A 12,735-nucleotide genomic window follows, 5' to 3' on the forward strand; every position below is an offset into this window, starting at 1 on the left:
CCCTTTATCATTCCGTAAGTGCTTTCAGCACCTTGATGGCTTCTTCCTTATTGCTTGTACGAGGCGGCACGGTAGCAAATAATGTTTTGGAGTTATATTTTAGCTCCTTAAACATCTTCATCTGCTCCACCGGAATTCCGAACAAATGAGTTTCCTTGCTTACATCTGATCCTTCTTCCTCCTGCCCCTTCTTCTTAAATACGCCGCCCTCGAACACGCCCCGAGCGTACGTCTTCTTGTCAAAAGCATCATCTAACGGCAGATTCGAGCCATTCTGTCCATACAGCTTCATGTCCTCTTCCGGCAAAAGAAACAGATCATGCTCCCCGGCCGCATATTCTACAACCAGCTTCTGCTGGTTATACAGCGGACTGACTGAAATCTCAATAGTCGGAGCCTGTTGGCCTAGCTTATCCTTAAGCTTTTGTGCCAACTCCTCACGGATGACTGAGGCATCCCCTTTATCCATAATAAAAATGGAGAAGCTGTCCTTGTCCCGTCCCCCACATCCAGCCAATAATACAAGTGCAAGCATTCCGATGATCCATGGCGATAGCCTTTTTAGCCCTGCTCTCATATGTACGCCCCCTCTTCCATGCCATTAATATATCATAAGTTGTGAACGCAAAAAAAGAAGGCCCGACGGCCTTCTTCTTACATTTGGCTGACTTCATACGGTTAAACCTTGCATTCCGTACCATACAGCTTCATATATTCATTGATTTTCAAATCGAGCTTGCAACTGATCTGGATAACAAGATCAGAGGTGAAGGACTGCTCTTCCTGAAATGTCCGCATCATCTCATTGCGCAGGAACAAAATTTCATCTTCCAGGGAAATGTCGTATCCTATTGAACTAGATGAATTATATCCAACATATGACATGAGCATTCCTCCTACAATTGAAAAATTGAACTTCCTGCTTCCGATTTCAAATTATAGCATAGAAATTTAGAAATAAAAGACTATTTTTTATGAATTACCCATAAAAAAATAATTTTAACCTTCTTTTCTTACTTTTTCTACAAAATGACCAATCCGATCCAGTGCCTCCGTCAGCTGAGCAACAGAAGTCGCGTATGAGCAACGAAGATAGCCTTCGCCTCCCAAACCGAACACATTACCCGGTACAGCCGCAACTTTAGCCTCTGCCAAAAGACGCTGTGCAAATTCATCTGAGCTGAGTCCCGTGCTTTGAATACTAGGGAAAACGTAAAAAGCCCCTCTTGGCTCATGGCACTCCAGGCCGATTTCCCGGAACCCTTCAACCATCAGACGGCGACGCTGATTATAGGCTTCTACCATACGATCTTTCTCACCCAAACCATTCCGCAAGCCTTCCAGTGCCGCAACTTGACCCATAGAAGGCGCACACATTACGGTGTACTGATGGATTTTGAGCATAGCGGCAATCAGATCTGGATGCCCGCATGTATATCCAATACGCCAGCCTGTCATGGCGAAGGCTTTGGAAAAACCACTGACCAGAATCGTACGATCCATCATACCAGGCATAGCGGCAAAACTGACATGCTTCTCTCCATAATTCAATTCAGCATAAATTTCATCAGAAATGACGATCAAATCATGTTTTTCCACGACTTCGGCAATCGGAAGCCAATCCTCATAAGTCATCGTAGCCCCAGTTGGATTGCTCGGATAGCATAAAATCAACACCTTGGATTTAGGTGTAATTTTTGCCTCCAACGCCTCAGCTGTCAGCTTGAATTCATCCTTAGCAAATGTTTCAATACCTACTGGAATCCCGCCTCCAATCGAAGTGATTGGAGAATATGAAATGTAGCACGGCTCGGGCACGAGAATTTCGTCGCCAGGTACAATTAACGCACGCAAAGCAAGATCAATCGCCTCGCTTCCCCCAACGGTTACGATAATCTCATTTTTGGGATCATAACGGACTTCAAATTGCTCATTCAGATAATCACTAATCGCTTCACGCAATTCTGGCGTTCCCGCATTAGACGTGTAGCTGGTAAAACCTCGCTCCAATGAATAGACACAGGCTTCCCGCATATGCCAAGGGGTTGTAAAATCCGGTTCGCCTACACCAAGGGTAATAATATCCTTGTTGCCACCCACCAAGTCAAAAAACTTACGAATACCCGAAGATGGGATCTCGCGCACCAACGGGGACAAATAGGAACTCATGGCTTTGTTACTGTCGGTAAATGCTTCTGTTTTGAGATTCATCATGATCTTCCTTTACGGCGAAATCATCAGACGATTATCTTCCTGATGGTCCTCAAAGATAATTCCGTCCTGCTTGTATTTTTTAAGCGTAAAATTAGTCTTGGTAGATAAGACCGAATCAATAGGCGACAGTTTTTCCGACACAAAGTTAGCGACCTCACGGAGATTGCGGCCTTCAACCTCTACCAGCAAATCGTATGCTCCGGACATAAGATAGACCGATTTAACTTGCGGATACAAATAAATCCGTTCTGCAATCCCTTCAAAGCCTCTTCCACGCTCGGGTGTAATCTGTACTTCGATCAAAGCGGTAACCTTTTCGTCGTCGACTTTGTCCCAATTGACTACAGCGGCGTATTTGACGATCACATGTTGGTCTTCGAGCTCTTTAATTGAGGTGCGAACATCCTGCTCGTCAACTCCCAGCATAGTAGCCATTAGAGTCGGTGTTCTTCTTGCATCTTCTTTTAACAATTCCAGCACTTTTAATTTCAATTCATTCAGCTCTGTCATTCTACATAAGGCCTCCATCGAAAGAGATTACTATACATCATACAATACGCACTTTAAACCTGCAAAGAAAAACCGTCCACTCCGGTAAACCCGGCAGATGGACGGCTGTTATGGGAATCTGCTTCAAAAACGGAAAATCCCGTTTACATATAATAAGGGTTGTTTTGATGAGTAGACTGGCCTTGCTGATGCATAGATTGGCCATATACTCCCGCGGATGCCGACTTTTGCTGAATGAACTGTTGGCATTCTTGTTGGGTCTTGCGAGCTTCTTGAATCTGTTTGTCCAAATCGATGCGCAGTGCTTTAGTCGGAGTGGCATACATATTGTTTTGGCTCATCAGATGATACAAATCACCTTGCAGACGCAATGTATCATTCGTAAGGTCGGTGAACATCTGACGCACAGACGGACAGTTGGATTCTGTCGTCGCCGTTGTGTACTCGCGCACTGTACGTTTCATATCAGCAAGAATGGTATAGAGCAAATCTTCTTCGGGCATAAATGACATATTATTTTGTGAATACATTCTGTCAAACCTCCTTTATTGTAAATCCAAATTACTGCTGCGGTTGCATTGGGGCAAGCTGCTGATGCTGTTGAAGAGCATTAGAAAGCAGATTCAAGTGGTGCTCATGAGTTCTTGCCAGTTGCAAACAGGCTTGTTGGATGGCTGGGTGCTGAATAGAAGCCGCTGTCGCCGCACTTTGTTTGAGTAGTAGTTCTTCATTGGAAATGGAGTCCACGATGTACTCCAGCTCTTTGCCTGACAAGGGTTGCATGTTCGTAGATTGCATAATCTCTGTGCCTCCTTGAATGTTTTGTTGCACGCTGGTTATCTTGTCCGTTTGGCGAAATACTATGTACACCTAAGAAATATTACATATTACCTTATGAGGAGTGCTATTTATATGGAATTGATAAGCGGGAATACATATTGGCCCAGTACCTTGGAGAAAATGTTGGATTTCCCGCCTTTGGCAGAGGATTTAAATTGTGATGTATTGATCATAGGTGGCGGCATGGGTGGATCCATCTGCTCCCGACTGTTGGGAGAACGACAGGTAGACGCCGTGGTTATTGACAAACGCAAGCTAGTACATGGAAGTTCTTCGGCCAATAACGGACTGCTGCAATATAGCAATGATAAGACCTTAACTTCCTTCATCAATACGTTTGGTGAAATGAACGGTGTACTGTTTTACCGTATGAGTAAAGATGCTCTGGATCAGTTGGAAAAACTGTCTACCACGCTGGAAATTGATCCGTCTTTTTCACGCCGAAGTAGCCTGTACTATGCAAGTACATCGGAGGATGTGCAGACACTTCAGGAAGAGTACAAACAGCTAACCCGGTTTGGATTTCCCGTCGAATACTGGGATGATCAACAGATTGCTGCCCGATTTCCTTTCCGAAAACCAGCAGCCTTATATACACGCGAAGATGCCGAGGTTAATCCATTTTTGTTTGCCCAAGGACTGCTGCGATCTGCCAGCCGTCTCGGTGTACGCTTATATGAGCATACGGAAGCCAAGCATTTTGAATTTAACGATAATGAGGTCGTTTGTCATACCAGCGGTGGAATTATCCGAGCGAAAAAAATCATTTTTGCAACAGGTTATGAAACACAAGAGATTAAAACAGACCGTGGAGCCGTTCTGGAAAGCTCATATGCTATCGCCACCAATCCAATCGGAGATACTCCCTTGTGGCATGAACAGTGTCTCATCTGGGAAACTGCTCGTCCTTATCTATATATGCGCTCCACACCGGAAGGACGCATTATTATTGGTGGTTTAGACGAACCTGTACTGGACGCCAATCAACGTGAAATCAGGCTGCTGCACCAACAGCAAAAGCTGCTACAAACATTACAGGAATTTTTTCCGGGTATATCATTTCAGATCGACTTTGCATGGGCTGCTGTATTCGGCTCCTCTCATGACGGCTTGCCGTATATTGGTCCACATCCGCGTTTTCCCAACTGCTACTTTTTAGAGGGTTACGGGGGAAATGGAGCAGTCACGAGTATGATGGCCGCACAACTTTTGGCTGATGAACTGACGGGCACACACCGACCTGAAATGGAGCTTTATTCTCTGACCCGTGCTACCAAGCCCTCGCCCGAAACAACGGAACCGATGGTTTAACATATGGAATACAAAAAGAACCTCCTTCCCCTATAAGTGGGTCTGGAGGTCTTTTTTAAATGTATTTTAAACTATTCGGTTTGCTTGTGCCAGCGTTGTGCGTGGGAATGAGACTTGCTCTGCTTTGTCTTTTGTTCCATTTTCAGCACACTTCGCATAAAAAACCATCCGAGCACTGGCATCAATGCCAGTCCAATCAACAACCAGATCATCGCCGTGGGAGCCTTGCTGATACTTAGGACACCCAAGAAAATGAGTGTTCCGGTCAATCGGCCTACCATTAAGCATAGTTCGCGTAGTACAACGAGTTCCACTCTCTGATTGGCATCTCCTTTACTCGTACCCATTAAATCAAAGCTGGCAGAAATCATGGGAATTAAATACAAGGGCATAAATAAAGCGGTGCCGATCCCCATAATCAGTAGTGTACTATACTCCATACGCCACAATAACGGTAAAAGCGCGATCACCAACAATACGGCACCCAACAGCATACCCGCCGAACGATAGTGTGGCTTGAGCCATTTTCCGACAGCCCAAAAGCTGAAAAATGAAACCGCCGATGTAATAAGTGAAAACTGCGCCAGCTTCCATTCCTGTTGAGTAGCTACATACACGAGCAGCGTAATCAGGAAGGCAAATACCCCTTCACGGATGCCCTGGGCAACAAGCGATAACGACAATGGACGCCACATACTCCCTTTTTGTGACAATCGCTGCTTGGGCTCCTTCCAATTGTAATTTCCTGTCGGCTTACGCTTACGAAGAAAGAAACTAAGCACCACTCCTACGACATAAAAGGCCAAGGAAATACTGAATATCACGCGGTAACCTGCGTCATCCTCCATACGGGCAATAATCCAACCGGACAGCCAAGGTCCCACTATACCGGAAAACGAGCCTAGCAGACCCACCCATCCGTTAAAATGATCACGACTTGCCTGATCCGTGACTTCGAAAAAAATCACATTAAACGCCAGCCAGAATAAACCTAATGCTGCACCCAGCAGCATCCCGAGCGGCCATATGTAGTTCACAGCCTGCGTTCCCGTATATAACACGATCAGATAAAATAGGCCGGATAATGCGGTCCCCACGCGCAGGGCATTCATTTTATTATGTTCCTTGACCCACTTTCCAGCCACCCAGACCATAATTCCCAGTGCAATTTGTTGACTGACATTAAACCAGCCGATCATCGCGTAATCCTGCCTGCTTTTCCACAAATACACGTTAAGAAATGTGCCTGACAATGCTGCTGCAAACACAAACAATCCATTCAAGCTTAATAGCAGAATGGATTGTCCGTTCAGGTTTGATTTCAATGCAGTTCCCCCTAACCGAAAAATCACCAATCAGCTTATTTCAAGCCAGCTTGTTTAAAGATTTCTTCGATTTAAGATGCCCGTATTGAGCTTGGGCCTATCCGGGGGATTGCTATTTAATTGTTGGAAATACCGCTGAGCTTCTCCAGCATCCGCAGTCGGTCATTCTCTGATAGTGTCTGCTGGACATGGAAGCAGCTAGGACACACATAAACATTCAAGACGAACGGCAAATCCAGAACAGGCTTGCCAAGTGCTGGAGACATCGACGGTTCAAAGCCTTCTCTGGTTACGGTTTGCGAACCCGCATGCAGCATGTACTCTCCACATTGGGAACATTCAAGAACCTCATCTTGTCTGTCGAGTATTTGTTCAGCACCTTGTTCATAAGCCATCAGATCCGCACCGCTTTCTTCAAATTTTTGCAAAGTATGCAGCACAGGCAACTTATGAAGCTCATTATCCTGCAACAACGGTGCATCAACCGGTTTTTCAACTACGATTTCATCCTCTGCCTCATATAAAATATCCTGCTCCTCATCATCACCGAGCTGAATACTCAATGTACGATAACCCTTTAGGTCTTCTTTTCCATGAGAGTGGGGCGCCGGGGTGACAGAAGCCACATGATCATGTTTCGTCTCTTCATGTCCATGCTCACCAGCATGTCTATGCACAGGTGGAGAAACAGACTCATCTTCATCATCGGTGATGTCAGAGTACCCTTTCAGATCATTATGGCAATAAGGACACTCTTCCTCAGGCCCTAATTCTTCATCCCAAATAATTTCCATGTTACACCATGGACAAATAGTCATTTCCAAGCTTAATCATCCTTCCGTTCCAAGCGTATACCAAGCTCTAGTATACAAGATGTGTCAAGTTACACTGGCACCGATCACATAAGATAAAGATATGGAAATAATCATGGAGAACAAGCCGACAGCACGATTATCCTCTTTAATCTGTTGATCGATAGAAAATACTGGTGTCAGAAACTCAAAAAGAAAGTACGCCGCAAGAAGCAGTAAAAAGCCAACGAACGACCAAATCATCGTATCATACACACTAGATTTGGCTTCCATCGCAAAGCGGAGCACGTTACAAATACCGAACATTTTCCCTCCCGTAGCCATGGCTACCGAAACATTGCCGCGCTTGATCTCTTCCCAGCATTTATAGCGGGTTACCAGCTCAAAACACGACAAAAATACAATTAGCTCCAGCACCGCCACCGAGAAATAACCCAGCATCATCCCCAACGGATGTGACAGCAATTCATCAATCGCCATCTTCACTTCGTCCCTCCCGTTCTACCAAGCGTTCCCGGGCAAAGCCGGCAACCCATAGCTATTCCAATTCAGCAACTGTTACGCCTGTGCCGCCTTCATTGTAATTACCGATACGGTAGCTTTTCACATGTTTATGCTTGCGGAGGTACTCCTGAATACCGGTTCTCAGGACACCTGTACCTTTGCCATGTATAATGTGTACCTGACCCAGATTGGCCAGAAACGCTTCATCCATGAAGCGGTCCACTTCCATCAAGGCTTCCTCCACGTTCGCCCCCCGAAGATCAAGTTCACTTCGTACGTTATCATCCCGTGTCCGCTTAACGCCAGTCACTGGTTTTTGAACTCTTGGAGTCGTTGTTTGGGCAGGTTGCAGTAGTTCCAGATCATCCAGACTGACTTTCATCTTCATGATCCCCAGTTGAACCACAGCTTCCTTGGTACCGGACAGTTCAACCACGTGGCCTTTTTTATTCAGACTGTGAACGGATACTTCATCGCCAGCCATGATAGAACGAGTACGTGTAGCGGCCGGGCGTTTGACGGTACTTTTCTTGCGTTGCTTCGGTTCAGCCTCATCCAGTTCTCTACGAGCTGCAATCAGCTTATGCTCCTTAACCGAGGCCCCTTCTTCCTGAGCCAATTTACGCAAATCAGTAATGATTTTCTCTGCTTCACTACGAGCCTTATCCACGAGAACTCTTGCTTCGTCCTCAGCTTTTTCCAGCATACGGTCCCGTTGGGACTCCAGCTTATCCAACTCCGTCTGATGACGGCTACGCAATGCTTCCATTTCCTTACGCAGCTGCTCCGCTTTTTCCCGTTCTTGCTCAGCTGTTAAACGGTTCTGCTCCAGTGACGCGATCATGTGCTCGACACGCTGGTCTTCTTCCGTTACCTCACCACGGGCATAGTCTAAAATACGCCCTGGCAATCCCAATCGCTCGGCAATAGCAAATGCATTACTTCGTCCGGGAACACCGACCAGAAGGCGGTAAGTCGGGCTTAATGTAGCGACATCAAACTCCATGCTTGCATTAATAATTCCTTTACGCTCATAGGCATACGCCTTCAATTCACTATAGTGAGTCGTGGCAACCATACGGCAACCCATGGCATGTATATGCTCCAAAATGGATACAGCTAGAGCCGAACCTTCCGCGGGGTCCGTTCCTGCCCCCACTTCGTCAAGCAATACAAGACTTTTGGGCGTCATATTTTTCAGGATGCTAATGATATTGGTCATGTGACTGGAAAATGTACTCAAGTTTTGCTCAATGCTCTGTTCGTCACCAATATCGGCATAGATTGCATCAAATACACACAGCTGGCTTTCATCCTCTACAGGTACAAACAGTCCAGACATCGCCATCAAACTAAGCAGACCGATGGTTTTCAGAGTAACGGTTTTCCCCCCTGTGTTCGGTCCGGTAACGATAATGGAGGTGTATGAATTGCCCAACTCCACATCAATGGGAACAACCTGCTCCAACGGAATTAGGGGATGTCTGCCCTTTTTCAGCTTCAAATATCCGCGGTCATTCATTAAAGGCAAGGTTGCCTTCATTTCACGGGCGAGACGCGCTTTTGCAAAAATAAAATCAAGATTGCCCAATATGTCCACATCATACAACAACATATCTGCTTGTTCTGCGACAAGTGCGGTCAGCTTCTGTAAAATGACTTCAATTTCACGCTCTTCTCTCAGCCTTGTTTCCCTCAGCTTATTGTTCATGGCTACAATGGATTCAGGCTCGATAAACAATGTTGCGCCAGACCCGGATTGATCATGAACAATTCCGCCAAAATAAGAACGGTATTCGGCCTTAACTGGGATCACAAACCGATCTCCACGAATCGTTATCAACTGATCTTGAAGCATTTTGGATACAGTTGAGGAACGAATCATGGAATCCAGCTTTTCACGAATACGCACTTCTCCCGAGCGCAGCTCCCGACGGATTTGAGAAAGCTCTGTGCTGGCAGAATCCAGCACCTCTGCATTTTCGTCAATACAGCCTTTAATGGAGTTTTCTAAACCTCTCTGCTCCGAAAGCTGCTCACTCCAATACAGCAATGTTTCGACAGGATTTTCCTCATGCAAACTTGCCACGTATACCTGTATACGGCGTGCGGCTTGAACTGTTGTCCGAATGCCAAGCAACTCCTGCGGGCTTAACGTTCCGCCAATACGGGCACGCTTCACTGCCGGAGTGATATCCACTACTCCATTAAATGAAGGTACCCCTTTGAGTCGATCAGCAGCATAGGCCTCATCTGTGCCTTTCAGCATTTTCTTGATATGCTCCAAATCATCGCTGGGCTGTAGTCGAAGGGCTGTCTGTTGTCCCGTTGCCGTTTGAGCATAGTGACTTAGTTTATTTAGAATTTTTTGATATTCAAGGGTTTTAAAAATTTTAGAGTCCAACTTCACTACTCCTTTCACATATATCTATATTATACCGAAAGCAGCAAACTTACGCTATTTGCCAACTCTGTTTTACACATAAGAAAGCTCTTCATGCCACACACTAACCTTTGTCTAACCCTGTAAATTCAAAAAACAAAGGAGGTTATTCCGTGAGCATTCTCGGGCACATTGTACGTTTCATCGTTGCCGCTCTGGTGCTGATGGTCGTAAGCTGGATCGTTCCCGGATTTAGTGTAGGCGGCTTTTGGAGCGCGCTGATTCTTGCCATTGTCATTGCCTTGGTTGGTTACATTATCGAGGCAGTGTTCGGCCGACGCGTTTCTCCATTTGGACGCGGTATCGTAGGTTTTCTTGTGAGCGCTCTGGTGATCTGGATCGCTCAATATGTGGTGACCAATGTCAGTGTTTCCGTTCTGGGCGCATTGCTAGCTGCATTGGTTATCGGGATTATCGACCTGTTTATTCCGGTATCGACACCGTTTGAAGCCGGTCGCAAAGACGGAAAATAACTTCAATAGACACCCCGACAAAGCTGTCCCGAAGCAGATTTCGTCTGCCAAAGGACAGCTTTGTGTCATATAACTTCTGAGTGGATACAATAAGCAAACAATCCCCGGCGATGAGCAGCCGGGGATTGCCTTACATTTTTAATCCATATCTACTGATCCTGTTCGATAAGTTCAATCCATTCATTGTACTCCGTTTGAAGTTTAGTGTATTCTTCCTGTAATTGACGTAATTCTGTAGAAATCTTCTCCGTATTTTCCCGATCTACGTCCTGTTGTACTTGTAGTAGACGAAGCTGATGCGCCGCCATTTCATATTTTTGACCCACTTCGTCCAATTCAGACTGCAAGGCCATTCGTTCCTTCTCTATGGACTGCTGTTCAGCTTTCGCTGTTTTGGCAGCTTCAACCGCCAAACGAGTCTCCTCCTGAAGCTGTTCCTTTTGTTCAACGGTTACCGCTATTTCCCGTTCCCAAGATGCAAATTCTTCCTTACGGGCAGCATCTTCAGCTTCCAGACGTTCCGCTTCTGCCTTCAACTGATCGTATTTAAGTTGCCACTCTAAAGATTCTTCCTCAGCACGTTCCAGTTTACTCCGCCGTTCGTGATCTTCCTGTTGAAGCTGCTTAATATTCTGCTCCAGCTGTCCAGCTCGGCTCTTCATGCTTCCATATTGCTCCTGAAGCAATTGATACGCCTTAGCTCCCTCTTGCTCTCGGACTTTGGCTTTCTCAAGCTCATCCTGAACGCGAATCAGCTCAGGTGAAAGCTCCTTGATTCTCGCTTCGAGTTGAACTAGCCGTTGCTGTTGTGAAGCAAATTTATCATTAATAGCTTCGAGCTCAGCCTCTGCGTGCTGTAATTGCTCCTGTATCGCTTCCTTCTGTTCACGTGCTTCCAGCAGGGAGAGCTCCAGCTCATCAACTGCCAACTGGCGTTCTTCTGCGAGTTTCTTCCATGACTTCTCGCTTTCAGCTAGCGTAGCCAGCTCACTTTGCAGTTTGCGAGAAGATACGTGAGCTTGCTCCAGCAGCTTATGCATCCGCCGCTGTTCTTCCTCCAGCTTAGCCGTCTGCTGCTGCGTAGCCTTGGCTTCAGCTTCTAATTGATCATATCGGCTTTGCAGTTCTTCACGCGCAAGCGTATCTGCCTGCTCTCGCTCTATCGCAGCCTGTCGCTGTGTTTCCAGCACAGACTCCAGCTCGGACTGTTGTTGCTTCAGTACTCTTGCTTGTTCTTGAGCCTCTCCCAGACGAGAAGCAAGCTCTGTACTGCCTGCTTGTACTTGTTCTAATTGTTCCTGAAGCTCCTCAACCCGAATCTCCTGCTCCAGTGCAGCTTCATCAGCTCGCTTCTGAGCTTCCTGATGCTGGAGCTTTTCTTCATTCAACGCCAATTCAGCCTGTTTACGTTCCTGCTCCAGCTGCTCATTCAGCCCTGAGCACTTGGTCTGCCATTCGCTTACCTTCTTACTATGCTCTTGCTGCAAAGCAGATCGCAGCTTGTCCAGTTCTGTACGCTTTTGCTCCTGATGAGTCTTCTCTGCAGCTGACAGCTTGGCTTCGGCCTGTTTAGTCGCTTCAGCTACTTCCTTCTTCATCTGCTCTTCTATTTGTCGGATACGGGCGTTAGCCGCCTCCTGCTGCTCTTTCAGCTTGCGAGAAGCTTCTTGACGAGACTCCTCCAATTCACGTTTAGCTTGTTTTTGTCCATTTTCAAGTTCAGTCGCTTTTTTCTCCTGCTGTTCCAGCTTTGCCTTCAATTGGGCAATCTCTTTGGCTGATACAGATTCGGTTTCCATCAGCTTCTTCTGCGTTGCTTCCTTTTCTTCCTTTAGTTGAACAAGAGATTGATGCAGATCTGTATTTTTTTGCTGCTGTTCTCCTAGTGCCGTCTGGAGTTGCGCCAGATCTCCCCGGAGTTCTGCTCGTTCCGCTGCTAAGCGGTTCATATGACTCTGAATTTCCTGGATTTGTACAGCTTCTTCTGCCATATGAACCGCAGCCAGCACGGCAATTCGGGGCATATCCAGACGCGAATGAGCTTGAGAAATGCTGTGCATACGCTCATCCACGTAATTGGCAACCTGCTTCATATAATCGGTATTGCTGCCGACGAGTTTATAAGAAGTACCGTAGATCTCTACAGTGACGCGAGTACGATCTGGTGTAGTCACAATTATGCCCTCCTTCAATACTACTGTATGTTGATTCTAAGGTGTGTCCGGTACTATGGTAACCCGCCTTCCGTGAAGCGTTCAACCTTATTAGTCCGGCTTCCCCGCAGCGGGTAAATATCAGAGTAA

Annotated in this window: 13 protein-coding genes; 2 read left to right on the top strand and 11 right to left on the bottom strand. The window is 46.3% G+C overall.

Annotation, left to right across the window (positions count from 1 at the left end; translation table 11 throughout):
• Positions 1–7: 7 nt before the first annotated feature.
• The 6 genes from G9G54_RS03785 to G9G54_RS03810 all read right to left on the bottom strand — a co-directional run bounded on the left by G9G54_RS03785 (position 8) and on the right by G9G54_RS03810 (position 3,522).
• A complete protein-coding gene (locus G9G54_RS03785; protein ID WP_165176149.1) occupies positions 8–577 on the bottom strand; it encodes a hypothetical protein in 570 nt (189 codons plus the stop codon).
• 101 nt (positions 578–678) lie between these two features.
• The gene (locus tag G9G54_RS03790; protein ID WP_061829138.1) at positions 679–885 is read right to left on the bottom strand and encodes an aspartyl-phosphate phosphatase Spo0E family protein; all 207 of its coding nucleotides are present in this window, start codon (positions 883–885) and stop codon (positions 679–681) included.
• Between the two features lie 114 nt (positions 886–999).
• Positions 1,000–2,211, bottom strand: a complete 1,212-nt coding sequence (locus G9G54_RS03795; RefSeq protein WP_061829137.1) for an aminotransferase class I/II-fold pyridoxal phosphate-dependent enzyme — start codon at positions 2,209–2,211, stop codon at positions 1,000–1,002.
• 12 nt (positions 2,212–2,223) lie between these two features.
• Positions 2,224–2,724 carry an Lrp/AsnC family transcriptional regulator gene (locus G9G54_RS03800; protein WP_165176151.1) on the bottom strand — a complete coding sequence of 167 codons (501 nt, stop codon included), beginning with the start codon at positions 2,722–2,724 and terminating at the stop codon, positions 2,224–2,226.
• A gap of 143 nt (positions 2,725–2,867) precedes the next feature.
• Positions 2,868–3,254, bottom strand: a complete 387-nt coding sequence (locus G9G54_RS03805; RefSeq protein WP_029516490.1) for a spore coat protein — start codon at positions 3,252–3,254, stop codon at positions 2,868–2,870.
• Between the two features lie 31 nt (positions 3,255–3,285).
• Positions 3,286–3,522, bottom strand: coding sequence for a hypothetical protein (locus G9G54_RS03810; RefSeq protein WP_061829136.1), 237 nt, complete (start codon positions 3,520–3,522; stop codon positions 3,286–3,288).
• Positions 3,523–3,636: 114 nt separating this feature from the next.
• Between G9G54_RS03810 and G9G54_RS03815 the strand changes: the two genes are divergently transcribed.
• Complete coding sequence (locus tag G9G54_RS03815; protein ID WP_165176153.1) at positions 3,637–4,875, top strand: NAD(P)/FAD-dependent oxidoreductase; 1,239 nt, start codon at positions 3,637–3,639, stop codon at positions 4,873–4,875.
• 71 nt (positions 4,876–4,946) lie between these two features.
• Here the strand turns inward: G9G54_RS03815 and G9G54_RS03820 are convergent, their stop codons facing one another.
• The 4 genes from G9G54_RS03820 to G9G54_RS03835 all read right to left on the bottom strand — a co-directional run bounded on the left by G9G54_RS03820 (position 4,947) and on the right by G9G54_RS03835 (position 9,920).
• Complete coding sequence (locus G9G54_RS03820; RefSeq protein WP_165176155.1) at positions 4,947–6,200, bottom strand: MFS transporter; 1,254 nt, start codon at positions 6,198–6,200, stop codon at positions 4,947–4,949.
• A gap of 116 nt (positions 6,201–6,316) precedes the next feature.
• Complete coding sequence (locus tag G9G54_RS03825) at positions 6,317–7,024, bottom strand: hypothetical protein (protein ID WP_068940106.1); 708 nt, start codon at positions 7,022–7,024, stop codon at positions 6,317–6,319.
• A 54-nt stretch (positions 7,025–7,078) separates the two neighbouring features.
• Entirely contained in the window at positions 7,079–7,492 is a 414-nt protein-coding gene (locus tag G9G54_RS03830; RefSeq protein ID WP_013309402.1) for a DUF350 domain-containing protein, read from the bottom strand.
• A 58-nt stretch (positions 7,493–7,550) separates the two neighbouring features.
• Positions 7,551–9,920: an endonuclease MutS2 gene (locus tag G9G54_RS03835; RefSeq protein WP_069291476.1), complete on the bottom strand. Its 2,370-nt coding sequence runs from the start codon at positions 9,918–9,920 to the stop codon at positions 7,551–7,553.
• A gap of 152 nt (positions 9,921–10,072) precedes the next feature.
• Between G9G54_RS03835 and G9G54_RS03840 the strand changes: the two genes are divergently transcribed.
• On the top strand, positions 10,073–10,432 hold the full coding sequence (locus tag G9G54_RS03840) for a phage holin family protein (protein ID WP_023987773.1): 360 nt from the start codon (positions 10,073–10,075) through the stop codon (positions 10,430–10,432).
• Between the two features lie 149 nt (positions 10,433–10,581).
• Here the strand turns inward: G9G54_RS03840 and zapA are convergent, their stop codons facing one another.
• A complete protein-coding gene (zapA, locus tag G9G54_RS03845; protein WP_165176157.1) occupies positions 10,582–12,606 on the bottom strand; it encodes a cell division protein ZapA in 2,025 nt (674 codons plus the stop codon).
• Positions 12,607–12,735: the final 129 nt, after the last annotated feature.

The sequence above is a fragment of the Paenibacillus sp. EKM212P genome (assembly GCF_011066115.1).
GTDB classification, from domain to species: domain Bacteria; phylum Bacillota; class Bacilli; order Paenibacillales; family Paenibacillaceae; genus Paenibacillus; species Paenibacillus polymyxa_B.

Bases quoted from the DNA above. Each gene is read 5' to 3' on its own strand.
- G9G54_RS03785 (WP_165176149.1), bottom strand. From the start codon at position 577: ATGAGAGCAGGGCTAAAAAGGCTATCGCCATGGATCATCGGAATGCTT.
- G9G54_RS03790 (WP_061829138.1), bottom strand. From the start codon at position 885: ATGTCATATGTTGGATATAATTCATCTAGTTCAATAGGATACGACATT.
- G9G54_RS03795 (WP_061829137.1), bottom strand. From the start codon at position 2,211: ATGAATCTCAAAACAGAAGCATTTACCGACAGTAACAAAGCCATGAGT.
- G9G54_RS03800 (WP_165176151.1), bottom strand. From the start codon at position 2,724: ATGACAGAGCTGAATGAATTGAAATTAAAAGTGCTGGAATTGTTAAAA.
- G9G54_RS03805 (WP_029516490.1), bottom strand. From the start codon at position 3,254: ATGTATTCACAAAATAATATGTCATTTATGCCCGAAGAAGATTTGCTC.
- G9G54_RS03810 (WP_061829136.1), bottom strand. From the start codon at position 3,522: ATGCAATCTACGAACATGCAACCCTTGTCAGGCAAAGAGCTGGAGTAC.
- G9G54_RS03815 (WP_165176153.1), top strand. From the start codon at position 3,637: ATGGAATTGATAAGCGGGAATACATATTGGCCCAGTACCTTGGAGAAA.
- G9G54_RS03830 (WP_013309402.1), bottom strand. From the start codon at position 7,492: ATGGCGATTGATGAATTGCTGTCACATCCGTTGGGGATGATGCTGGGT.